The 23,570-nt window shown below is 41.8% G+C and carries 22 protein-coding genes and 1 riboswitch; of the genes, 14 read left to right on the top strand and 8 right to left on the bottom strand.

Translation table 11 applies throughout. The features are described 5' to 3' along the window. The first annotated feature begins 131 nt into the window (after positions 1 to 131). The gene (locus DFP77_RS01005) at positions 132 to 1,511 is read left to right on the top strand and encodes an MATE family efflux transporter (protein ID WP_114410438.1); all 1,380 of its coding nucleotides are present in this window, start codon (positions 132 to 134) and stop codon (positions 1,509 to 1,511) included. Positions 1,512 to 1,546: 35 nt separating this feature from the next. On the opposite strand, the gene DFP77_RS01000 is transcribed toward DFP77_RS01005, so the two are convergent. Next, positions 1,547 to 2,305: a TlyA family RNA methyltransferase gene (locus DFP77_RS01000; protein ID WP_114410437.1), complete on the bottom strand. Its 759-nt coding sequence runs from the start codon at positions 2,303 to 2,305 to the stop codon at positions 1,547 to 1,549. Positions 2,306 to 2,425: 120 nt separating this feature from the next. On the opposite strand from DFP77_RS01000, the gene DFP77_RS00995 reads away from it, so the two are divergent. After that, positions 2,426 to 3,262, top strand: a complete 837-nt coding sequence (locus DFP77_RS00995; protein ID WP_114410436.1) for a sulfurtransferase — start codon at positions 2,426 to 2,428, stop codon at positions 3,260 to 3,262. A 73-nt stretch (positions 3,263 to 3,335) separates the two neighbouring features. Here DFP77_RS00995 and DFP77_RS00990 read toward each other — a convergent pair whose 3' ends face one another. Beyond that, positions 3,336 to 3,653 (bottom strand): hypothetical protein, encoded by a 318-nt coding sequence (locus tag DFP77_RS00990; RefSeq protein WP_114410435.1) that lies wholly within the window; start codon positions 3,651 to 3,653, stop codon positions 3,336 to 3,338. A 170-nt stretch (positions 3,654 to 3,823) separates the two neighbouring features. On the opposite strand from DFP77_RS00990, the gene DFP77_RS00985 reads away from it, so the two are divergent. The 3 genes from DFP77_RS00985 to DFP77_RS00975 all read left to right on the top strand — a co-directional run bounded on the left by DFP77_RS00985 (position 3,824) and on the right by DFP77_RS00975 (position 7,647). Continuing rightward, complete coding sequence (locus tag DFP77_RS00985; protein ID WP_114410434.1) at positions 3,824 to 4,993, top strand: nucleotide sugar dehydrogenase; 1,170 nt, start codon at positions 3,824 to 3,826, stop codon at positions 4,991 to 4,993. A 520-nt stretch (positions 4,994 to 5,513) separates the two neighbouring features. Then, positions 5,514 to 6,530 (top strand): glycosyltransferase family 9 protein, encoded by a 1,017-nt coding sequence (locus tag DFP77_RS00980; protein ID WP_114410433.1) that lies wholly within the window; start codon positions 5,514 to 5,516, stop codon positions 6,528 to 6,530. Between the two features lie 19 nt (positions 6,531 to 6,549). Next, positions 6,550 to 7,647, top strand: coding sequence for a glycosyltransferase family 4 protein (locus tag DFP77_RS00975; RefSeq protein ID WP_114410432.1), 1,098 nt, complete (start codon positions 6,550 to 6,552; stop codon positions 7,645 to 7,647). A 3-nt stretch (positions 7,648 to 7,650) separates the two neighbouring features. Here the strand turns inward: DFP77_RS00975 and DFP77_RS00970 are convergent, their stop codons facing one another. The 4 genes from DFP77_RS00970 to DFP77_RS00955 all read right to left on the bottom strand — a co-directional run bounded on the left by DFP77_RS00970 (position 7,651) and on the right by DFP77_RS00955 (position 11,612). Continuing rightward, positions 7,651 to 8,436 (bottom strand): glycosyltransferase family 2 protein, encoded by a 786-nt coding sequence (locus DFP77_RS00970; RefSeq protein ID WP_114410431.1) that lies wholly within the window; start codon positions 8,434 to 8,436, stop codon positions 7,651 to 7,653. After that, positions 8,433 to 9,458 carry a lipopolysaccharide heptosyltransferase II gene (waaF, locus tag DFP77_RS00965; protein ID WP_114410430.1) on the bottom strand — a complete coding sequence of 342 codons (1,026 nt, stop codon included), beginning with the start codon at positions 9,456 to 9,458 and terminating at the stop codon, positions 8,433 to 8,435. Before waaF ends, DFP77_RS00970 begins: the two co-directional genes overlap by 4 nt. Next, positions 9,451 to 10,398 carry an ADP-glyceromanno-heptose 6-epimerase gene (gene rfaD, locus DFP77_RS00960; protein WP_114410429.1) on the bottom strand — a complete coding sequence of 316 codons (948 nt, stop codon included), beginning with the start codon at positions 10,396 to 10,398 and terminating at the stop codon, positions 9,451 to 9,453. Before rfaD ends, waaF begins: the two co-directional genes overlap by 8 nt. Positions 10,399 to 10,463: 65 nt before the next feature. Continuing rightward, positions 10,464 to 11,612, bottom strand: coding sequence for an AGE family epimerase/isomerase (locus tag DFP77_RS00955; protein WP_114410428.1), 1,149 nt, complete (start codon positions 11,610 to 11,612; stop codon positions 10,464 to 10,466). A 96-nt stretch (positions 11,613 to 11,708) separates the two neighbouring features. On the opposite strand from DFP77_RS00955, the gene hldE reads away from it, so the two are divergent. The 7 genes from hldE to DFP77_RS00920 all read left to right on the top strand — a co-directional run bounded on the left by hldE (position 11,709) and on the right by DFP77_RS00920 (position 20,636). Further along, the gene (hldE, locus tag DFP77_RS00950; protein WP_114410450.1) at positions 11,709 to 13,136 is read left to right on the top strand and encodes a bifunctional D-glycero-beta-D-manno-heptose-7-phosphate kinase/D-glycero-beta-D-manno-heptose 1-phosphate adenylyltransferase HldE; all 1,428 of its coding nucleotides are present in this window, start codon (positions 11,709 to 11,711) and stop codon (positions 13,134 to 13,136) included. Beyond that, positions 13,137 to 14,921, top strand: a complete 1,785-nt coding sequence (msbA, locus tag DFP77_RS00945) for a lipid A export permease/ATP-binding protein MsbA (RefSeq protein WP_114410427.1) — start codon at positions 13,137 to 13,139, stop codon at positions 14,919 to 14,921. 2 nt (positions 14,922 to 14,923) lie between these two features. Continuing rightward, complete coding sequence (locus tag DFP77_RS00940) at positions 14,924 to 16,150, top strand: 3-deoxy-D-manno-octulosonic acid transferase (protein WP_114410426.1); 1,227 nt, start codon at positions 14,924 to 14,926, stop codon at positions 16,148 to 16,150. 21 nt (positions 16,151 to 16,171) lie between these two features. After that, positions 16,172 to 16,291, top strand: a riboswitch (TPP riboswitch). 81 nt (positions 16,292 to 16,372) lie between these two features. Continuing rightward, complete coding sequence (gene thiB / locus DFP77_RS00935; RefSeq protein WP_239543976.1) at positions 16,373 to 17,386, top strand: thiamine ABC transporter substrate binding subunit; 1,014 nt, start codon at positions 16,373 to 16,375, stop codon at positions 17,384 to 17,386. Between the two features lie 11 nt (positions 17,387 to 17,397). Further along, positions 17,398 to 18,993 carry a thiamine/thiamine pyrophosphate ABC transporter permease gene (thiP, locus tag DFP77_RS00930; protein WP_258861001.1) on the top strand — a complete coding sequence of 532 codons (1,596 nt, stop codon included), beginning with the start codon at positions 17,398 to 17,400 and terminating at the stop codon, positions 18,991 to 18,993. Then, positions 18,980 to 19,687 (top strand): thiamine ABC transporter ATP-binding protein, encoded by a 708-nt coding sequence (locus DFP77_RS00925; RefSeq protein WP_114410425.1) that lies wholly within the window; start codon positions 18,980 to 18,982, stop codon positions 19,685 to 19,687. Before thiP ends, DFP77_RS00925 begins: the two co-directional genes overlap by 14 nt. 121 nt (positions 19,688 to 19,808) lie before the next feature. Then, positions 19,809 to 20,636 carry a DMT family transporter gene (locus DFP77_RS00920; RefSeq protein WP_258860998.1) on the top strand — a complete coding sequence of 276 codons (828 nt, stop codon included), beginning with the start codon at positions 19,809 to 19,811 and terminating at the stop codon, positions 20,634 to 20,636. 311 nt (positions 20,637 to 20,947) lie between these two features. On the opposite strand, the gene DFP77_RS00915 is transcribed toward DFP77_RS00920, so the two are convergent. After that, the gene (locus DFP77_RS00915) at positions 20,948 to 21,844 is read right to left on the bottom strand and encodes a DMT family transporter (protein ID WP_114410423.1); all 897 of its coding nucleotides are present in this window, start codon (positions 21,842 to 21,844) and stop codon (positions 20,948 to 20,950) included. A 58-nt stretch (positions 21,845 to 21,902) separates the two neighbouring features. Further along, on the bottom strand, positions 21,903 to 22,631 hold the full coding sequence (locus DFP77_RS00910) for a MipA/OmpV family protein (RefSeq protein WP_258860996.1): 729 nt from the start codon (positions 22,629 to 22,631) through the stop codon (positions 21,903 to 21,905). A 266-nt stretch (positions 22,632 to 22,897) separates the two neighbouring features. Between DFP77_RS00910 and rpsF the strand changes: the two genes are divergently transcribed. Together rpsF and rpsR are read left to right on the top strand one after the other, a co-directional pair. Beyond that, positions 22,898 to 23,302 (top strand): 30S ribosomal protein S6, encoded by a 405-nt coding sequence (rpsF, locus tag DFP77_RS00905; RefSeq protein ID WP_114410421.1) that lies wholly within the window; start codon positions 22,898 to 22,900, stop codon positions 23,300 to 23,302. Between the two features lie 23 nt (positions 23,303 to 23,325). Beyond that, positions 23,326 to 23,556, top strand: coding sequence for a 30S ribosomal protein S18 (rpsR, locus tag DFP77_RS00900; protein WP_013662377.1), 231 nt, complete (start codon positions 23,326 to 23,328; stop codon positions 23,554 to 23,556). Positions 23,557 to 23,570: the final 14 nt, after the last annotated feature.

The raw sequence follows: 23,570 nt of genomic DNA, 5'->3' as shown, positions 1-23,570 counted from the left end.
GTGAAGTAAGCATTTTCTCTACTCTCCATACATGAGAAAATACAGAACCGGACAAGCAATTGCTTGTCCGGTTTTTTTATTTTGTTTGTATTTTTGTCGCTCTATAGATGCGTCATTTTTAGGGGAAACAAATGCCAGGTCCGGCAAAGCTTACAGAAGGTTCAACCTTTAAACATGTTGTTAGTATGTCTGCCACTGGTGCGTTTGGCCTGATGTGCATGTTTTTGGTCGACCTTGTCGACATGCTTTTCCTCTCGATGTTGGGCGAAAAAGAAGCGGTTGCGGCTGTTGGGTTTGCCAGCACGATTATGTTTTTCACCATCTCTTTGAGTATTGCTGTATCAATCGCTGCAACGGCATTGGTATCCAGAGCAATTGGAGAAGGTCAAATTGAATTGGCCAAGCGGCATGCCGTGAATGTGTTGGCGTTCGGTATTTTTTTCTCGACTGGGATTGTGTGGCTTTTGTGGTCTAATATCCCTCATATCTTGTTATATATAGGTGCGACAGGGCGAGCATTGGATTTAGCTACCGGCTATTTGCAGATTTTAGTTCTTGGTATGCCGGCAGTAATGATTGGTATGATTGGCTCTGGCATTATGCGAGCACTAGGCGATGCACGTCGAGCAATGTACGCAACTATGATTGGCGGCTTAGTTAACGCGGTACTGGACCCGATTTTCATTTTTGCATTTGGCTTGGGGGTGCAAGGGGCGGCCATCGCTTCTTTGATCGCGCGTTTTTCCATGGTGGCTGTGTCTTATTATGGCGTTGTCCATATCCATAAAATGTTAGGCGAATTTGATTTGATGGATTTTTTTGAGGACGTTAAATCTATCTCCCTAATTGCTGTTCCTGCCATGCTAACCAATATGTCTTCACCGCTAGCAAATGCCATTGTAATGGAGCACACAGCTTCTTTTGGTGATGATGCTGTGGCTGCTGTCGCCGTTATTGGACGTATTATTCCTGTTGTGTTTGGTGGCATTTTTGCTTTGTCTGGCGCGGTGGGTCCTATATTAGGACAAAACTATGGGGCGGGGCGTTTTGATAGAATGCACAGTGCAATCAGCAGTGCGGTGGTTTATGCGCTTGGCTATTGCCTGGTGCTCTGTTTTTGTCTTTATCAGATGCAAGATTGGCTGGTTTCCGTATTTCATGCGTCACAGGGGAGTGCGGATTTGATTCGCTTTTTTGCTACGTTTGTTTCTTTTAGCTTTTTCTTCCAAAGTTTACTCTTTATTGCGATTGCGGTTTTTAATAATCTGGGCAGGCCGCTAAATAGTACTTTGCTAAATTTCGGCCGAGCAACGCTAGGTACGTGGCCTTTGATTACTCTCTTTTCTTGGTTTATGGGGGCAGAAGGGATACTTTTCGGACAGGCTGTTGGGTCAGTTATTTTTGGTTGTTTGGGGTTTTATATGGCTAGAAACTATATTACTGAACTTGAAGAAAAAGAAGCCTGTGAGATTTTGCCTAGCAGCCTGCATAATTATGATGAGATTATATAAGCGTTATTACCACTACTTCTTATTTGGCGATGATGTCATCGACGTGTCGCCCAAAGTAAAAATTCCTGGTTACCATCTCCGCCTTTTATCGGGCTTTCTATATAGCATTTCACCTCGAAGTCTAGTCCTTGGGTAAAGTCTTTGATATCTTTTTCAAGCTGTTTTACTCGTTGTTTGTCTTTTACTATTCCACCTTTACCGATGAAGTCTTTGCCTACTTCAAACTGAGGTTTTACTAGGGTTATTAGATGTCCTTCTCTGCTGAGTAAGCTTGGTAGCTGTGGCAAAATTTTGGTTTGTGAAATAAAAGAGACATCCATAACAACAAGGTCGAAGCCCTTTTCGGGAAAGTGTTCGTGCAGATCTTCAACCGATAAATTGCGAGCATTAATGCCTTCTAGACAAACGATGTTTTGATTATCTCGTAGGCGTTGATCAAGTTGGTCGTGACCCACTTCAACACCAACAACTTTGGCTGCTCCATGTTGAATAGCGCAATCACTAAAGCCTCCGGTAGATTGGCCGATATCTAATACAAGGAAACCTTCGATATTTAGTTTTGTATGCAGTAGAGCGCCTTCAAGTTTCAAAGCCCCACGGGAAACGTATTTGTCGGCTTCGTCTGAGGTGATGTTTAGCTCAATATCTGATGGTAATTTTAAGCTAGGTTTGGTTGCGGTTATCCATTGCTGGTTTTGTTTGTATGAGACTCGTCCTTCACTGATAAAGGTTTGTGCTTGAGAGCGGGATTTAGCAAGGCCTTGCTCGGTAAGGATTAAGTCAATACGTAACATGGAAAACTCGGCAGTAAGATAATTAACTCGAATATTAGCAAAAAATGAATAATCAAAGTAGATTTAAAAGCAACAGAATAAGTCTTGTTGTAACCACTGGTGATTGTCTGAGGAAAGCCTGTGCTATTAAAAACACTAATTAATACAAATGAACTGGCCCTACTGCTTGGGCAACCAAACGTGGTTGTTTTAGACTGTCGATTCTATTTGGCCGATCATGCTAAAGGTAAATCAGAATACGATAAAGGTCATATTCCTGGCGCTATCTTTGTGGATGTTCATCAAGAGCTTGCTGGGCCTGAGGCGGAACTGACTGGCCGACACCCTTTGCCCGATGATCTTATTTTTTCGGAACAATTACAGGCTTGGGGGATAGATTCTAATACGCACGTTATTGTGTATGACGATATGGGAGGCGCAATTGCGGCGCGTGCTTGGTGGATGCTAAGTCAACAAGATATTCATGTGCGCGTTTTGAATGGCGGCTTTCCTGAATGGTTAAAACAAGGACAAGAAGTCTCATTGGCGTTTGTAACGCCGACCGTTTCACCTAATAATATTAAGGTTTCGTTTCCTTGGGCGATTAGTGAGCAAGCGATAGTTGAGAATTTTGAGACAAACCAATTTCAGTTAGTGGATGCTAGAGCCTCAGATCGCTTTAATGGCGAAAATGAAACTATGGATCCCGTTGCTGGACATATTCCTGGTGCCATTAATCGTCCTTTTTCAGATAATCTAGATGAAAATGGCTGCTTTAAACCTGCAGAGCAATTGCATGTGGAGTGGCAAGATTGGTTGTCTAATAGCAGTGATTCCTATGTATATTATTGCGGATCTGGAGTGACCGCTTGTCACAATGTTTTGGCCTTAAACCATGCCGGAATAGAGGCTAGGCAGGTTTATGTTGGATCGTGGAGTCAATGGTCAAAAAGGATGCTGCGAGCGACGGCTTTGTAGAATAGCGACTTTTTATTTGTATATAAAACCGCTCCCTCTTAGGTATAGGGGGAGCGGTTTAGATACAATTTAGTTATTTTGGTATGGCTCCAGCCATGAAAATTTGTACTTGTTGGTGTGTTTCCCCCCAGATATGCGATTTAACGGCATGTAAGAAATGCTCTGCCTCTTTTAGGGTTACGATTCCATCCATTAATTTGATGCCAATGCCCTCTTGAGTAAAGAAAAAATGCCAAGTGTGCTTATCAATGACAGCTTCGCCTTCACCATTGTTGTAGCTCACTTGTTGGAAGGAATAGTCACTCGGAATAAAGCAGGAAAGCTCCTGCCCTGAGGCGCCATAGTTAAGATCAGGGATATAGCCTTGACGGTCGACCAGTTCAAACTTCATATAGAACTCCTTGTTTTTTATTAATATTAGCTGTGGTGTTCTTTATTTGCTGTATTTCTTAATGTAATTCATAAAAAAGACATGTTTTGGCATTTTTAATTACGGTACAAACTGTAAAATAGCCTCTTTTCAACACAAACTCTATATCTTTAAAGTAAAGGATCAAGCGAATGAAAATAGCAGTGGCAGGAACAGGGTATGTTGGCATTTCAAATGCTCTGCTATTGGCGAAGTACAATCATGTTGTTGCATTGGATATCGTGTCAGCTAAAGTTGATATGCTCAATAGAAAGCAATCACCTATTGAAGATAATGATATAGAGCGCTATCTGGCTGAAGAAAAGCTGAACTTTATTGCGACACTAGACAAGGAAGAGGCTTACCTTGATGCTGACTATGTGATCATCGCAACGCCTACAGATTATGATCCAGAAACAAATTATTTTAATACCAAGCATGTTGAATCCGTCATTCAAGACGTGATAAGTATTAATCCAAATGCTGTTATGGTGGTTAAATCTACAGTGCCAGTTGGCTTCACTAAGTCCGCTAGTGAGCGTTATGGAACTGATAATTTGTTGTTTTCGCCTGAATTTTTACGTGAAGGCAAAGCATTACATGACAATTTATTCCCTTCACGAATTATTGTTGGTGAAGTGTCTGATAGGGCTCAGGTGTTTGCCGACCTACTTGTTCAGGGGGCAGAAAAAACGGACATCGATGTTTTGCTTACTGGCTCAACCGAGGCGGAAGCTATTAAGCTGTTTGCTAATACCTATCTAGCTATGCGTGTTGCATTTTTTAATGAATTAGACAGCTACGCGGAATCCCATCAGTTGGATAGTCGCCAGATTATTCAGGGTGTAGGTTTAGATCCTCGTATTGGGAGCCACTACAATAACCCCTCATTTGGTTACGGTGGCTATTGTCTCCCTAAAGATACTAAACAGCTACTTGCTAACTATGACAAGGTTCCCAATAATTTGGTGAGAGCCATTGTCGATGCTAATGCGACTCGTAAAGATTTTATCGCTGAATCAATTCTAAAAAATAACCCTAAAGTTGTTGGTATTTACCGTTTGGTGATGAAAGTCGGATCGGATAATTTTAGAGCGTCAGCAATTCAAGGAGTCATGAAGCGTATAAAAGCAAAAGGAGTTGAGGTGGTTGTGTATGAACCCTCTCTTCTAGAAGATAACTTTTTTAATTCAAAAGTAATTAAAAACCTAGAAGAATTTAAGGCGCTTTCAGATGTTATTGTGGCTAACCGAATGACAGATGATATGTCTGATGTGAAAGATAAAGTTTATACACGTGATTTGTTTGGTGGAGATGTTTAAATGGCGAAGAAGGATTTAGCTTATCAATGAAGGCTTCACTTTCTCTTTCGCTGTAGCTCAACCGTTGGAAGGGATAGTTAATCGGAATAAAACAGGCAAGCTTTTGCTTTACGTCATCATAGTTAAGATCCAAGCTATAATAAGCTAGGAGAGGTTCTAATACGTCTACTAAACCTCAGTCTTTCAGCGAAATCGTCAATGTAGAGCACCTCGAACATAGAACCACCATTCACATTCGACATTCGCTTCGAACAACAGTCCTTCATCCTCCAGCTAAGGTAAGAGGGTTTGTTCGCACTTTTTTAGCGTGACTTACTAAGGCTTTTGCATACACTTTTTCTTGAAAGCGCTAAAGAACCTACTTAAAATGTATTTTATATTTTGTCTAGCAGAGCATTAATTTTCCGATTTAGCTCTCATTTTTTTATCGCAAAGATGTAAGCCTTGTTAAGTTGATGACTTATTAGCCGGTCGTTATTAAGCAAAAGCCAAGAGCTTATTGTTAGGAAGTTGTTAGTTTATGTCGGAAGTAAAGAAAATTTTAGTGGTACGCAATGATAAAATTGGTGATTTTGTCCTTGCTTTACCTGCTATACAAGCGATTAAAAATGCTTTTCCTAGTGCCACTCTGACGGCATTGGTGCCAAATTACACAAAAGACATCGCTCAATCCTTTGCTTGGATTGATGACATCATTATTGATCCTAAGGACCCCCTAAATAAAAAATCATTAGTAACAGAACTTAAAAAACGTGAGTTTGATGCAGTGATTTGTTTGTTTTCAGACTCTTATAATGCCACTTTAGTTCGACAGGCTAAAATACCGATTCGAGTTGCTCCTGCCACAAAGTGGGTGCAGTTTTTATATACCCATACACTGCGTCAGCGTCGTTCTAAGTCAATTAAACCTGAATTTCAATACAACCTAGAGTTGGCTCATTATTTTGTGGCGTTGTTAGGTGGTGAAGACGAAACAGAAATGTCACCGATGTTTTCTTATTCTCCTGAACAGGTAACTAAGCAGTTAAACAAGCTTGATGAGCTTGGAGTCAGCACTGTACGGAAATTGTGTTTTGTTCATCCCGTGACCGGTGGATCTTCTAACACGCTGACGCAAGATCAATGGGTGAAACTGATTGTTTTCTTAGATAGTATTGATTATTTTCACTTTGTTATAACCGCAGGGCCAGGTGAAGCGCCTATTTCTCAGTCATTAGTTGAAGCTCTGCAAGGTTTGGTTAGTCATGTAAGCTTATACGATAAAAATGATGGTATTGCAGACTTCATGAATTCTATTGCTACTGCCAATTTGTTTATCGCTGGGTCAACTGGGCCACTACATATTGCTGGTGCGATGGATATACCTACAATTGGCTTTTACCCTAATAAACGCTCCTCTAAACCTCTAAGATGGAAAACACTTAATACTCAAGGTCGTTGGTTACCTTTTACCACTAGTGGACCAGAAGTATCTTTGGCTGATTTGGAGGTGGCTAATTTCTTTGATGAAATAAGAACTTGGTATACGAATCTTTAAAATAGGAAGTGCTTTTAAAATGTCTAATAAGATAAATGTACTGCACATTTGCCTTTCAGCCGGCTTTGGTGGATTGGAAATGTACCCTATGCGAGTCGGGGTAGTAATGATGCCTTTGGGTTGTAAGGTGTACGGTATAGGGCAAACTGACACACCAACGAATACTCGTATGGTGGAGACATTTGATGGTGTGTTATCGTTAGCTAGTCGTGGTGAAGGTTATCAAAAACTGTTGCGTCTTGCGCAATGGATTAAGCAGCGTGATATTGATGTTGTTCACTGCCATAAATCGAGTGATTTGACGCTGGCTGTTTTATTAAAGAAACTATGTCATTTTAAATTAATTTACACCGATCATATGGGTGTGAAACGACCTAAAAAAGATTTTTACCATCGCTTTATCTATCGCAATTTAGATTTGGTATTATCAATTAGTAAGTTTGCTCGTGAGCAAAATCTTAAAGCGTTTCCTATGCCAGAAAGTAAAATACAGCTTTTGTGGAATGGGACTGAGATAGTTGAAGTCGAAGATATTGAGCTTGATTTAAAAACTGAGTTGTCATTGCCTTCAGGTACTATTTTAGTTGGTAGTGTTGGTCGGCTATCAAATGGCAAAGGACATCTAGAGCTATTGAAGGCCTTTAATCAGCTAGTGCGAAGTCAAGTGCATCTGATTATAGTGGGTGGACTGACAGCCGAAACAGGTGGCTCTACAGAATATGTGCAAATGCTTCAGTCTTATGTTGCTGAAAACGATTTACAAAATAAAGTGACGTTTTATGGCTTCACCGATAAACCTGATACCTTGTTGAAAACTATTGATGTGGTGGTGATACCTTCACATAATGAAGCGTTTGGATTGACAGTTATTGAAGCTATGGCGGCAAGAAAAGCCATTATCGGCTCCAGTCGTGGCGCGATTCCTGAGCTTTTAGAAGACACGGGTGTTATTGTGGATCCTTTTGATACTCAAGCTTTTGCTGATGCGATAGACAACCTGAGCTCTAGTGTTGAAGAAAGAAATCGTTTGTCTAATTTGGCAAGAAAGCGTGCTTGCGAACTCTTTGACCAGAAAAAGCACGTTTATACATTGTTAGATATGTATAAAACTTGCTGATAATTAATCTGGACGTTTAGGTTGTGAGCGTATCCAAAGATCGGCGTATTTCACAAAAGTGGAGTGGGCCGACAATACAGCAAGAAGAAAACCTTGCTTACCATCTAAAAAGCCACGTTTTATGAGGTACATTTTTATGAAGCAAGCGAAAGCGTGCAGTGATGCATTGCTTAGAGATGTTTTTTTGCCGCGTTTTTCTTTCTGATCTGCTGATAGTTTTGCATAAGATGCTGATTTTACTAAGTAATGCTGAAGGTTGTCGTAGGTATAATGTATTAAATCACCTTTTAATGACTTCAGTTTCACATCTTCCGCTAAAATCACTTTTTCATGTACTAAGTCGTTTGAGTAATTGCCTTCGTTTATCTTGTAAAGTCGCGTTACTCTATCTGGGTACCAGCCAGAGTGCTCAATAAAGCGCCCAAAGACCCAGCTTTTTCGATTGATACTGTAGGCTGTTTTATCTTTATTCTGAGCTACAGCAGCTAAAATACTTTCTTTCAAATCTTCTGTAACGACTTCGTCCGCATCAATCCAAAAAACATAGTCTGTGGTGACATATTTTTGCGCTGCTTGCCTTTGTTCCCCAAAGCCTTGCCAGTCTGATTTTAAGTGAAAATGTTCTGTGAATTTTCCTGCTATTTCTTGAGTGTTGTCATGGCTTCCTGAATCAAGAATAACAATATCATCTACCCATCCAGTTAAACTGTTTAGACAGCTTTCTAAATTCTTAGACTCATTTTTAACAATGAGCGCAGCGGTTAGTGTGGCTTTTGGGTTTTTGCTCATAATGAAGAGTTTTCCGAAGGTGAAAGATTTAAAGCATCAATTAACATTTCTGGAAGCAATTGGTTTTGACAATTTGTATGCTCCAAAGGACAGGTTCGTTTAAAGCAAGGTGAACATTCTAAGTGTAAATTATGAATGGTCTTGTTGTCAGTAAGCGGTGGAGTGAATAATTCGCTGGTTGATCCGTAAATTCCATGTACTTCCGTGCCAACTGCGGCAGCTATATGCATCAATCCTGAATCATTGCTAACGGCTTTTTCTGATATTGCGAGTAAATCAATAGCGTCGACTAATTGGGTTTTTCCGCACAGATTGATGGCGTATTCACCAAGACCATTAACAATTTCATCTCCGTCTACTTGATCTTTTGGACCACCCAAAACCCAGATTTGATAGCCAGCTTTAATGGCTGCTTTTGCTAATTTATGGAAATAAGCAATGGGCCACTGCTTGGATGGGCCAAACTCCGCGCCAGCCATTAGAGCAATTGCTGGCTTATTCGATAAATTGTGCTGCAGGTGGAGCTTTTTCTGATTCTCTGGGTCCACATGTAGCAGTGGAGATGGCGTGCTTGCTGGTGGGTAAGCAAGCTCGTTAGGTAGTCCTAAAGATGTGAAGCGTTTTACTGTTTGGTTCAGAATACCCTTATCTAGTTTGCGCCGTTCATTGAGTAATATAAAGCGTTGTTCGCCAGTAAAACCAACACGCAGTGGAATATCGGCAAAGAAAGGGACTAATGCCGATTTCCAAGAGCGAGGCATCACAATAGCGCGATCATAGTGCTCTGAACGAAGGGAGTAACCGAGTTTGCGTCTTGTGTTTATTCCCCATTCTCCATGGCCTGTGGGTAGAGTAATGGCATTACGAACTTCTGGCATTCTGGCTAATATGGGGGAAGACCATTTTGGACCAATTACATCAATAACAGCCTCTTTATCACGCTGTTTTAGCGTGATAAAGAGGCTTTGAGCCATTACCATGTCACCAACCCAAGACGGGCCAACAATTAAATATTTAGCCATTCGTATCGAGCCAACCTAAGTAATCTTGAACGCCTTGAGCTAATCCTCGGAATTGGCCCTCATAACCAGCGTCACGAAGTTTTGTTATGTCCGCTTCAGTAAAGCTTTGATAAGCGCCCTTTAGATGTTCGGGGAAAGGGATGTATTCAATTTCACCCTTATCGTAATGAGATATCACTGTTTCCGCAATTGTACGGAATGGCTCAGCTTTACCTGTACCTAGGTTGAAAATTCCTGTTTTTTCTGGGTTTTCTAGAAACCAAAGCTTGGTGTTCACTAGGTCCTCAACGTAAATGAAGTCACGGCTTTGACCGCCAGCTTCATAGCCATCATAGGCACCAAAAAGTTTTGGATTTTCTCCTGCTAGTACTTGGTTTCGGAGGTGAAAAGCCACGCTCGCCATGCTGCCTTTATGCTGTTCACGAGGGCCATACACGTTGAAATAGCGGAAGCCTACAATTTGGCTTTTCGCGTCCGGCAAGATAGTGCGAATATATTGGTCAAATTGAAATTTGGAGTAGGCGTACATATTCAGTGGTTTTTCGTTTTTACGTGATTCTTGGAAAACGGGGCCAGAACCATAAACCGATGCGGATGAAGCGTAAGAGAAAGGCGCGTCATTCTTTAAGCAAAAGTCTAATACCGCTTTTGAGTATTGGTAATTCACGTCCATGACGTATTTGCCGTTCCATTCAGTGGTTGCTGAGCAAGCACCTTCATGGAAAACTGCAGTAGGAATAATGTCTAGTGTGTCATTTTTAATAGCGTCTAAAAAATCGTACATATCCATGTAATCTGCAATATCAAGATCGGATAGATTTAGGCACTTTTTTCCATCTGTTAGATCATCAACCAAAAGGATATCTGTGATGCCCTTGTTGTTTAAGGCTTTGATGATGTTGCTGCCGATAAACCCGGCACCGCCGGTTACTATATACATAATGCATTTATCCTAATGTCTAAGGTTAACTTAACCAAGTTTGCCTCTAGAGTTGTGAGCTAAACTCAGAAAGAACCATGAAAACTGTTGTTCGCTTTTGCCCATGCTATCACTTCTGTCAGGCCGAGAAAAATATGATAACTGCTGGTTCCTGGGAGTGGAAAGTCTTTTGCTGAGTTGTCTTCGTTAAGGTATTCATTCCAGCGTCCATTTGGGAGTAAATAGTATTGTTGCATGAAATTGACAGCCTTAACCAAGCGATCTATTTTTTCCTCTTTTCCAATGGGCATAACAGTGATGGCTTTTAAATATTCAGTGATTGGCCAAATACGCTTTTCTCTATCGAGAGGTTGATGGGTATTTCCATCTATTTGATTATAAATACCACCATTTTCTGCGAGACCATAACGGGTTGCCGTTAACCATAGTTGTTGAGCTAAATCAGTGTACTCCGAGTTAGGCAGTATTTTATTTGCTTGGAAGAGCAGCCATACCCATTCGAAGTGATGCCCAGGCTCTACTTGATTGCCTGTTTTAGGATCAAGGCTCCAATCTGTACTGAAAAATTCTCGTAGAGTCTTTGTTTCTTTATGATAGAAGTGCTTGAGCGATAATGAAAGTAGAGACTGGATGGCCTCTTTATATTCTTCATCATGTGTTGCTTTAAAAGCGGCTACATAGCCCTCTAGTAAATGCATATGAGGATTTTGACGTCGTACCTGTTTACTGTGCACCGGGTACGACTCATAAAAACCACCAGACTCAGCTTGCATGTTTTCTAGTAAAAAATAATGCGTTTTTTTCATGAATTGAAGAGCGCGATCGTCCCTTGTTACAGTGTGGTAGTAGCTAAAAGACAGTAGAACAAAGGCTAGAGCATAGGCGTCAGACTGCTCGTCTTTTAAAGAAAGGTCGTCGTGTAAAGAAAAAGTCCAACGATCGCGGGTAAAATAATTAGAGGTGATAAAGTCGAATAGAGGAGTTAACTGTGCTCGCCACTTTGGTACATTCTTGATCTGGCAGGCATGGCTAAAAGTATACAATTGACGACATTGAGTTAATAAGCGAACACGACCAAGGGTGTTGTTTGTCCAATCGTGATTCATGCTTTCATAGCTATGGCCATCTTCCTTGTTGATACCATAACGAGACCAATTGTTTAAAAGCTCATCAAATAAGAACGATTGGCTAGATAATAGAGCGGAATTCAGCATTGTGTAAAAGCCTTATTTCGTATGTTTTAGGTATGTCCAACTTAGCAGAGTAGTATGATAAGATGAGTGCCTCTAAAAATCGATTATTATGTGGCTATGAACTCTTCGTATCTAAATTTTAAAGATAAGCACATCCTTGTTGTTGGGGATGTTATGTTAGATCGCTATTGGCATGGCGGCACCTCTCGTATTTCTCCAGAAGCTCCTGTACAAGTGGTTAAAGTTTCAAACATTGAAGATCGACCAGGAGGCGCAGCAAATGTTGCGCTTGGTTTAGCCAAATTAGGCGTTTCTGTAACGCTAATTGGTGTGGTAGGCAATGATGAAAATGCTGATATATTGTCTCGCTGCTTAGAAAAAGAGGGTGTGACCTGTCGATTTGTGCGCTCAGAAACCTTGCCCACTATCACTAAGCTACGGGTTATGAGCCGTCATCAGCAACTTATTCGTTTGGACTTTGAGGAACGTGAAGATAGCCTCTCTCAAAACGATGCCTTGGCAAAAACGGTCGAAGAGTGTTTGCCCGAATCTGATGCCGTTATTTTTTCTGACTATGCTAAAGGCTGTCTGGCAGATGTTCAGGCATTAATTAAACTATCAAATGCTGCTAGGGTACCAAGCTTTGTTGATCCTAAAGGTAATGACTTCTCCATTTATCATGGGGCAACTTTAGTTAAGCCGAACTTGCTTGAGTTTGAAACTATTGTTGGCAAGTGTCATTCAACGAAAGAGCTGAAAGAAAAAGCCAACGCTCTACGAGAGCAATTTGGCTGGAAGGCTTTATTAGTCACTCGTGGAGAAGATGGCTTGATTTTATTGAGTGAGGACAAACCTCCTTTCTCTTTGGCTACGGCGGCTAAAGAAGTGTTTGATGTTACTGGCGCAGGTGATACCGTTATTGCCGTATTGACCGCTGTTTATGTGACAAGTAAGCGTTTCATTGATGCGGTTGAATACGCGAATCAAGCTGCCGGCTATGTTGTCGGTAAACTTGGAACAGCCTCTATTAGTGCTGAACGACTTGAAGCCATTATGTTTCAACGTTCACATAGTTCTAACTTTGGCGTGCTTTCCCCTGATGATCTCCTTGCACAAATTAAACTCGCGCAAATGGATGGTGAAAAAATCGTTTTTACGAATGGATGTTTCGATATTCTTCATCCGGGTCATATTGCTTATATGAAACAGGCTAAGGCTCTTGGGGATCGCTTGATTGTTGCTGTTAACACAGACTCATCGGTTAAGCGTCTCAAGGGGGAAAAACGCCCGATAAACAACCTGATTCATCGTATGTCTGTACTCGAAGGGGTTGGGGCAATTGATTGGGTGACATGGTTTGATGAAGACACACCAAAAGAAATTATTGAATTCTTAACTCCAGATGTTTTGGTTAAAGGTGGGGATTATTCCATAGAAACAATCGTTGGTGCTGATCATGTCTTAGCTCATGGTGGAGATGTTAAGGTGTTAACCTTTGTTGATGGTTATTCAACTACCTCAATCATAGAAAAAGCGAACTTATAAATGCAAGATAAAGATAATGTTGAGGCTTTACCTCAAAAGGCGACCGTATCTGGCATGAAAATTTATTTTCGTTTGTTGGGGTATGTGCGTTCGTCTTGGTTCTATTTACTGTTAAGTGTCATCGGCTATGTGATTTATGCAGCAATGGAACCCGCTTTGGCCGCTTTGTTAAAGCATATTGTTGATATTGTCTCAGTGGGTAGTATTTCAGAAAGACGCTTGTTGATACCTATGGCCATTCTGGGTGTATTCATTGCTAGAGGGGTAGGTACTTTTTTAGGTAACTATTTTATGGCAAAAGTGGCTAATAATGTTGTGTTTGATTTGAGAACCAGCATGTTTAACAAATTAGTGTTGTTGCCTTCTAATTATTATCACTCTATTCCTACTGGAAGACTACTTGCTAAATTAACATATGATACAGAGCAGGTAATTGGGTCTATCACTCAAGCAATACGAGTTCTTCTACGTGAAGGGTTAACTGTTGTTGGTTTGTTCAGTTATATGGTCTACATGAATTGGCGTCTTTCTTTACTGTTTTTAGTGGTTATTCCTTTGATAGGCTTGGTGGTGTCTTACGCTTCTAAGCGTTTTCGTAAATTGAGTACCCGTATTCAAAATGCTATGGGAGGTGTAACAGATGTTGCATCTGAAGCGATTAAAGGGCATGAGGTTGTCAAAATATTTGGCGGTAGCCATTACGAAACTGAGCGATTTAATAAAGCTGCGCATGAGAATCGACGCTCGCAGTTAAAAATGGAAATGACTAAGTCCCTGAATATTCCAATTGTGCAGTTTATTCTTGCTTTGATGATGGCTGTTTTGATTTGGCTCGCTTTGAGTCCTGCTATCAGTTCTCATATGTCTCCAGGGGACTTTATTGCTTTTCTGACCGCTGCGGGCATGTTGGGCAAACCTATTCGTCAGTTGACGGAGGTGAATAGTATTTTGCAAAAAGGCATCGCGGCCTCCTACAGCATTTTTGACTTCCTCGATATGGAAGAAGAGGTCGACAAGGGAGGAGTGTCAATAGACCGCTTAAAAGGGAATATTGAATGGCACTCTATGTCGTTCAAATACCCTGATGCTGATAAAAAAGCTTTGATGAATATTAATCTATCATTACCAGCAGGTAAGACTTTAGCGTTGGTGGGGAGATCTGGTAGTGGTAAGTCTACCATGGCAAATTTGATTCCTCGTTTTTACGATTTTGATGAAGGCAGCATTAGTATTGATGGTGTTTCTATCAATGATTATAAACTGACGGAATTGCGTTCAAATATTGCTCTAGTTAATCAGCAAGTAGTTCTGTTTAACGGTACGATTCGCGAAAACATTGCTTATGGTCACCTGAGTGATGCTAGCAATGACGATGTTGTTGATGCGGCGAAAGCAGCAAATGCGTGGGGCTTCATTCAAGAACTTGATCACGGATTAGAAACCATGGTCGGGGAAAATGGTGTGTTGCTTTCTGGTGGTCAACGTCAGCGCATAGCCATTGCTCGAGCCATCCTGAAAAATGCGCCGATTTTAATACTAGATGAAGCCACTTCGGCATTAGACACTGAATCTGAGCGTGCTATTCAGACAGCGTTAGACGGTTTGATGGAAAACCGTACGACTATTGCTATTGCCCATCGATTATCAACTATTGAGAACGCCGATATTATTGCTGTTGTAGATCACGGGGAAATCATTGAGCAAGGTTCACATAGTGAATTGTTGGCGATGAATGGGGCTTATGCTCAACTTCATAATCAGCAGTTTAGTGATACGACCGCCTAATTATGTGGCTTTACCGTATTCTAATTGGTCTGTTTACGCCGCTTGTTTTGTTAAAAATTCGGCGATTTAAAAAAGACTATGTGAATTATAGGGCGAAAGAGGCGTTTGGTTTCTGGTCACCTGTTGAGGCCGATTTGTGGGTTCACTGTGCTTCTGTAGGGGAAGTTTTGGCTGTACGGCCATTAGTGACTCAGTGGCAAGAGAAGTTTCCTACACATCGATTATTAATCACGACGATGACGCCCACTGGTGCAGAGCAAGTGGCGAAAACTTTTCCATTTGCTGAGCACCGCTACTTGCCGATGGATTGGCGCTCTAGCGTAAAAAGAGCGCTCAAAAAACTTTCCTGTAAACACCTTTTGATTGTTGAAACTGAGCTCTGGCCAAATTTACTGCAGCTTTCAAAACAACGGGGGTTACGGATAGACGTGCTAAATGCTCGCTTGAGTGACCGTTCTTTTCAGCGTTATCAGAAGTTCTCAACTATTTCACGTCCATTGTTTGCTTTACCTGACTGCTTTTTGGCTCATGCGCAAGCGGATGCTACGCGCTTTGAAGCGATGGGGGCAAAGAGAGTGCTGGTCACAGGAAGTATCAAGTTTGATCTCGCTGTTCCCCCAGAGGTATTTCAGGCTAATTGGCGCAGCCAGCTTGGCCCTCGTTTTGTTTGGGTGGGAGGAAGCACACATCAGGGTGAAGATGAAATGCTGTTGCGAATTCATAAGTCGTTACAGCAAAAATATCCAGATGCATTGTTAATACTGGTTCCCCGTCATCCGGAGCGCTTTGAGGCGGTCAAGGCGTCAGCTATGCAGTCTTTTGAGCGCGTTGCGCTTCGAAGTCAAACAGAGTTGGATCAATGGGATAAGTTTGATGTAGTGATAGGCGACTCTATGGGGGAGTTGATGTATTACTATCAGGCCTCTGATATAGCCTTTGTTGGTGGTAGTTTGATTAAACGAGGCGGCCATAATCCGATTGAGCCTGCTCTACTTGGTAAAGCGATTATAGTTGGCCCTTATACGTTTAATTTTCTAGATATTACAGAGCAGCTTTTGCAGGTGAATGGCGCGATTCGTTGCCAAGACGAGACGCAATTAGAGAAAGTTGTCATTGATCTTGCGGGGCAATCGTCCCAACGATTCCGACTAGGCCAGTCTGCATTACGTTTCGCCGAAAAAAATCAAGGCGCTGTGACGAGAGTGCTTAGCGAAATAGACTTCCGCTAAGCGACTCTTTACAATAGCGACCATTATCTCATGGGGTGTTTTAGCATTTAATAAATGTTAAAGCTGAGAAGCGGTTTTACCGCTAACCCACCGAACCTGATCCAGATCATGCTGGCGTAGGAATCGAGATAGCAAGTTGAGCTACCAGCATGTGTAGTAGTTCAAATATCACTCTTGCCATTTCCCCTGTACGCCGCTCACTTATTTTTTAGGAGCGACACTTTGAAACCATTTTCTTTATCCTCTCTTTTTTCTACGACTGCCATTAGTCTTAGTATGGTTATTGCGCCAGTATCATTGGCGGCAGATACTCTAAATGTTTATACCTATGACTCATTCGCATCTGATTGGGGGCCGGGTCCTAAGATAAAAGCGAACTTTGAAAAAGAGTGTGCATGTGAAGTGAATTTCGTCGCGTTGGACTCTTCGGTTGGTATTTTGTCTCGTGTGCAACTAGAAGGTAAATCGTCTCAAGCTGATGTGCTTTTGGGACTAGACTTAAACCTAATGGAAGCTGCAAAACAGACAGGATTATTGGTTAACCATGCTGTTGATACGTCGGCAGTTACTATTACTGGTGGCTGGTCTGATAAAACGTTCGTGCCATTTGACCAAGGGCATTTTGCTTTTGTTTACAATTCTGAAACGCTTTCTAATCCACCGAGTAGTTTGAAAGACGTAGTAGACAATCAAGACCTTCGAGTCATTTATCAGGATCCGCGAACCAGCACGCCTGGTTTGGGTTTATTGTTGTGGATGAAGTCTGTCTATGGCAATGATGCAGCTGATGCCTGGGAGCGCTTAGCAAGTCATACTGTTACTGTGACGAAAGGTTGGTCTGATGCTTACGGATTGTTCTTAAAAGGCGAGGCAGATGTTGTATTGAGTTATACGACTTCGCCTGCGTATCATATTGTGGCAGAAGGTGAGAATAAGTATAAAGCTGCCGCCGCTAGTGAAGGCCTTTATCCACAAATTGAAGTTGCCGCAATGATGAAAGACGCGCCTCACCCTGATTTGGCTAAGCATTTTATGCAGTTTATTTTGCAACCCGGTTTTCAATCGACTGTTGCGACAGGGAATTGGATGTTGCCTGTTGTTAAGCTGGATGAAAAACTACCATCAGCATTTGATAGTGCTTTAAAGCCAGCTAAGAATTTAGTTTTGCCTGCAACTGAGGTTGCGCAAAACCGTAAGGCTTGGGTAGATGAGTGGTTGGATGCGACGACGCGATAGAAGGAACTAAGTTGCTCTTTTTACGAACGGCGAAAAGACTCGCGCCAGCGTTAATGGGTGTTGGTATTTTCTTGTTGGTAGGGGCTGCCAGTCTGGCGGCTCTTTTACGTTATAGTGATCTGCCGTCATGGCTTGGCTATCTGCAGCAGCCCTATCTTTGGCGAGTGGTTCGCTTTTCTTTATGGCAAGCTCTGCTGAGTAGTGGTATCAGCTTACTTATCGCCATACCTGTGGCTTCCTGCCTTATTCATCGTTCATTTTATGGGCGATCAGCACTTCTTCAGCTATTCTCAATTTCTATGGTGGTACCAACCATTGTGGCTGTTTTAGGGTTGGTGGTAGTTTATGGCCGTACTGGTTGGCTGAGTCAAATGTTTGGTGTGCAAGTTCCTTTATATGGCTTGGTTGGGATTTTATTGGCTCATGTGTTCTTTAATATGCCATTGGCGGTGCGTCTTTTATTGCAGGGATATGATTTGATCCCAGCAGGGCAGTGGCGTCAGGCTTCGCAGCTGGGATTCTCTCGCTGGGCCGCCTTTCGATTGATCGAGTGGCATTATATGAAGAAAGCCTTGCCAGGCGCGTTTGTGCTGATTTTTATGTTGTGTTTTTCTAGCTTTGCTGTGGTGTTGAGCCTGGGGGGCGGGCCAAAATTCAGTACTTTAGAAGTGGCCATATATCAGGCGCTACGTTTTGATTTTGATCTCAATAAGGCCAGTTTCTTGGCGCTGTTGCAGGTATTTATATGTACCTTATTTGCGGTTGTAGTTTATAGGCTCGCCCCGGTGAATCGCCAAGATGCGAGCCTGTTAGCTGTTAAAAGTTATGTTCTCAAAGATTCTATCTTAGCTAAATTGGCAGATGGTCTTGCTATGCTCTGTGCTCTTTTGTTGGTTATCCCACCTTTTGTGGCTATTTTTGACCCTGTTTTTTCACCTGTCTTTTTAAGCACATTACAGTCGACTGCCTTGTGGGGTGCTGTGCTTGTTTCTATGAAAATTGCGCTGCCTGCTGCGTTGTTGAGTTTATTGCTGGGTATTTGTTTTGGGGTGCTGGCGCGTTTTTGTATGGCTCGTCAGTACTTGGCGTTTTTGCCGAATAAAATAGAGCATTTAGGTAATATGATTTTAATGGTGCCAGGATTAGTGATTGCCACAGGGTTGTTTTTAACTTTGCGAGACCTTGGTATCGGGTTGCAGTCGAGCTATTGGATTGTTGTTTGGGTTAACTCTGTGATGGCTCTGCCTTTTGTGTTGCGGGCACTTATGCCTGTTCTGTACCAGCAGGAGCGGCGCTTTCGAAATGTGTATTTGAGTTTGGGGATTCAGTCTTGGTCACGGTGGCGCCTAGAATGGCCGCTTATTAGAAGAAGTGTTGCACAGGCATTTGGTTACGCGCTTTTGCTTTCTTTGGGGGATATGGGAGTTATTGCGTTATTTGGTAGTCAGGGCTTGGTGTCCTTGCCCTTGTATTTGTTTCAATTGATTGGTTCTTATCGTTTGGAAGAGGGAGCTTGTGTCGCTGTGGTATTAATCTCTTTGTGCTTGATGCTGTTTTATTGCTCGTCTCGCTTTATTGGTGGAGTAACTATTCGTGTTAAAGATTGATCTTCAATATGATTGGGAAAATTTTCATGCGAATTACTGTGTGAATATTTCCCCCGGTGTCACCACTTTGCTTGGTGGTAGCGGCGAAGGGAAAAGTACACTTCTACATTTGCTGGGGGGCTTTTTAACAGGTCGAGGAGTACTTTCTTTCAACGAGGCATCTCTTCTTTCTTTGCCTGCTTATGAAAGGCCGATTTCGACCTTATTTCAAAGTGATAATTTATTCCCTCAATTAACTGTCTGGCAAAATGTTGCTATAGGCTTGTCTCCTTCATTGTCTTTGAGTAAAGAGCAAAAGCAAAAAGTCCAATGGGCACTTGATAAAACACAGCTGCTTGATAAAGCCGAACGTTTTCCCCAGGCGTTGTCTGGCGGCCAAGCTCAGCGAGTCGCTATTGCTCGAGCACTGGTTCGGAAAAAGCCGATCTTATTGTTAGATGAACCTTTTAGTGCGCTGGATCCAGCATTGCGTGAAGAAATGCTGCACTTGGTTAATGATGTAACCCAAGAACTGGAGCTAACGACCTTGCTGGTGTCGCATTTACCAAGGGAAGCGACTTTGGTTGGCGGACGTGTCATTCTGATTGAGCGGGGTTGTGTTACGGCTCATGAGTCCGTATCGGTATTGTCTCAGGCTGAGCCTCATCCACTTTTTTTTCGTTACTTTGGCGTTTCTGGTCCTGAAGAGATTTAGCATCGTCATGTTTAATCACTCGATAAGTTAGTTTTGTTAGGTTAAATATTTCTTCTACTTTTCTTAAATATAGAGTGACCACGTGTTGGATAACAATGAGTTGTTGAAAAAAGGGATTGCTATGACAATTGCATATGCGTTTGTTATATCGATTACTGCGTTGGCAGCCAAGCAGGCACAAACCATGATTGCGGTATCAACACTGGTTTTCTGGCAAAGCTTGTTTTGTGCCTTAATTTTATTGCCACAAATGCGAGGCCGTTGGCAAAAGCGCCCATTTTCAGTTTGGAGAATTCATTTCCTGCGTAGCTTTGGTGGTTTCATTGGCTTTCTTTGCTATTACTGGTCCTTAAATCATATTCCTTTAGTAGAGGCGTCTTTGCTTAGAACCTGCGCGCCCTTATGTGTGCCGTTTGTTGTCTTAATTCTCCATAAAATAAGGGTGCCGAAAAGCCGTTGGGTGCCGCTTGTGGTTGGTTTTATTGGTGTGGCGTTTATTATTCAGCCAACGCCAGATCATTTGAATCCTTGGCATATTGTTGGCTTTATTTCAGCTATTGGCTTGGCGCTGTCGATGGTGACGACACGTATGTTGTCACAGCAAGTGTCAGGCCAAGAGACGTTGTTTGTGTATTTCTTTGTCTCGACAGCGTTGTCTCTTCCCTTGGTGTTTATCCAAGGGGATTCTGTCGTTCTGCCTGTTGATGTATGGCCTCTGGTTGCAGTGGTTACTATTACACTATACGTTGGAATGTATCTTTATAATCTGGCTTACACTTATGCACCTGCCAGTATAGTGTCACCAGTGAGTTATGTTGGTGTTGTCTTTAGTGGCTTTTGGGGGTGGGCCGTTTGGGAGCATGTGCCAGATATTTACGCCATTCTTGGAATGTTATTTATTTTCTCAAGTATTTTAATTAGTACCCGAATGGCGCGTGATAGGGGGTAGTTTTTTTGTTGGTGATTCTTGTGGAGTAATGAAGCCCACTATGAGTACAGTGTAGACATAGAAGCCGATTAACGGCATTTCCTTTAGCTGCTGTATAATCATTACGGAATATATCACTTTGAGAGAAGTCAAGGTGTAAAAAGATGTCTAGGCTGCTGGGGCTTACAACAGTGATGGCGTCGAAAGTTGAGATTAATGTCCCTGCATTTTGAATCCAAGATGTCTTGCTGCCCGACTTGAAAAGAATAGCTAGCAATAAATAAACGGAGGAATAACATGTCCTTTGCTTTGCTTTGCTTTGCTTTGCTTTGCTATTTTGTTTTTCTTTTTGCCCAATTTTGTATAAAAAGGCCGATTAGGATGCAGGCCAATCCAACCAACGTAGAGTGTAAAATGGGCTCTCCAGCAAATTGTGAGAGCCAGACAATAGATAATAATGGTGACAGAAAGATTAAGTTAGCTACTTGGCTGGCGTTTGAGGTGAGCTTTAGGGCCTTATTCCATAATACAAAACTCAATCCCATCTCAAATAAGCCTATGTAAATAGCTCCCCATAAGCCGTTATTATCCCAATGGGTTAGTTCTCCTGTTAACGCTGCATAAATGAATATTAATGGCAATGCGAAAACAAAGTTAAGAGTGAGTCCAACCAAACTTGGTCGTTTATCCTTGGTGTTTAAAAGCCAATATAGCGCCCAAATAATTGTGCTTACAAGGGCGAAGGAGACACCAGAGGCGTTAGAAAACTCTAAAGAACCTATTTGCCCACGTGTTGCAATATATAGTACTCCAAAATAGCATGCGGCAGCCGCCATATAATCAGCAGTTTTTAGTCGCTGTTTAAGAATGGGGACTGCCATAAAACTGAGAGTTATAGCCCAAGTGTAATTAATTACTTGAGCCTCTTGGGCCGGAAGTGTGTTGTAAGCTTGGAGCAATATTAGGTAATAAAGAAAAGGGTTAATGGCCCCAAAAAATAAAGACGATTTCCATGATTGTTTGGCGTATGACATCAGAGAGCCAAATTCTCCTTTAATCACCAGAAGTGAAGCTAGAAAAAATAGTGAAACGACATTTGCAACGAGCAGTAGCTGGGTGGGAGAGAAGTGCCTTAGTGATATGGAGAATGCAGTCGCAACAGTCGACCAAAGCAACACGGCACCTAGCCCAAAAATCATGGCTTGAGCATTGTGAGAAAGTTTACTCATGGTCTATCTGTTCCGAAAGTAATAGTCTGAATGTAATGCGATAGCTAAGTTGCATCGATTAAAATGAAAAGATAAAACCCAGTGAAGCAGCGTTAACTGTGTTGTCTTCTACGATAGGGCTTTTCAAAATATCATCATCAAATTTGGTTTGGCTAATGCCTAATATAAGATTCGCATTGGATGTAATAGGGTAAATAGCTCTGACCCCATATCTTATTTGAGAAATAGCACCTGAGTCATAGGCGGCAATAGCGCCCCCAGTTCGAATAGATTCACTTCTAGAAATACCAAATAAATGGTTGCTCATTTTATTGTCCATATGGCGATATGAAAACGATGGTATTATTTTCCATGTACCTATAGGGATTGGATAACCTAACCCTACCTGAGCGTAATAACCGTCGTGTTTACCACTTATATCTTGTGCAACTTTTGTTGAAAAGATTCCTAAGCGGTAGCTGGCAAAAGCCATGATGCTTGGGTCTCTCTCATCAAGTAATTGGATGCTTGTATTACTTGAGTCATCAGGATCAAAGCTTAATCCTTCATAAGATATTCCTACGGCAAAGTTTTGTAACGATTGTCTTGGCAAGAAACGATACCCTAACTCTGGTAATTGAAGGTAAAAATGCTCGCCTTCATAGCCTATGTTTGGCAAGGATGCTGAGCGGCTACTCGTTTCTTTGTATACAGATTCAGACTTGGCGCCAATTACTCCTAAACTGCCATTGGCATGAACTATAGGCGATATTGACAGTAGTAATACCCAAAATGCTTTTCTCATCATATCCATATTCTTTAGATAGCGTCAGTGTAAGGAGTGAATGATTCTATTGTGTTTAGTAAGGCCTGTAAAATAACCAGTATGATATTAAGTTCTATTAATTCTTGATTGGTATGAAAGTGGAAGGGGCTCGCATTACTTTGCTTGAATTCGTTTACTTATTGTCCATTGGTGCTATATAATGCGCGTCCCTGTAAATCAATACTCCTTGTCTCACAGCTTTTTAACAGGGGGAGCGTGGAGACTAAGAACCCATAAGGAGAGCTTAAATGCGTCATTATGAAATCGTCTTTCTGGTTCACCCAGATCAAAGCGAACAAGTACCAGCAATGGTTGAGCGTTACACTAACCTAATCACAGAAGATGGTGGTCAAGTTCACCGTCTAGAAGATTGGGGTCGTCGTCAACTAGCTTACCCAATTAACAAAATTCACAAAGCACACTATGTTCTTATGAACATTGAGTGTTCTGACAGTGTTTTGTCTGAATTAAACGACACTTTCCGCTACAACGATGCCATCATCCGTAACTTGGTGATTCGTCGTAAAGATGCGGTAACTGACGTATCTCCTATTAAAGCTTCTGAAGGTCGTGAAGATCGTCGTTCTGCTCCTCAGCGTGAAGAGCGTAACAACGACAATTCGGAAGAAGTTTCTGAAGAATCTGAAGATTAATCTATTTTTATTAGGAGACACTCATGGCTCGTTTTTTCCGTCGTCGTAAGTTCTGCCGTTTCACTGCAGAAGGCGTTAAAGAGATCGATTACAAAGATCTAGACACACTGAAAGGTTACATCACTGAAACTGGTAAAATCGTACCTAGCCGTATTACTGGCACTAAGGCTCGTTATCAGCGTCAGCTAGCGACTGCAATCAAACGCGCTCGCTACATTGCTTTACTTCCTTACACTGACAGCCACTTTAATTAATAGGCTGAAAGAAG

This window comes from Marinomonas foliarum (assembly GCF_003337275.1).
Taxonomy (GTDB): domain Bacteria; phylum Pseudomonadota; class Gammaproteobacteria; order Pseudomonadales; family Marinomonadaceae; genus Marinomonas; species Marinomonas foliarum.
Note: the sequence above shows the minus strand (reverse complement) of the source record. Positions and strands in the feature narration are given on the sequence as shown.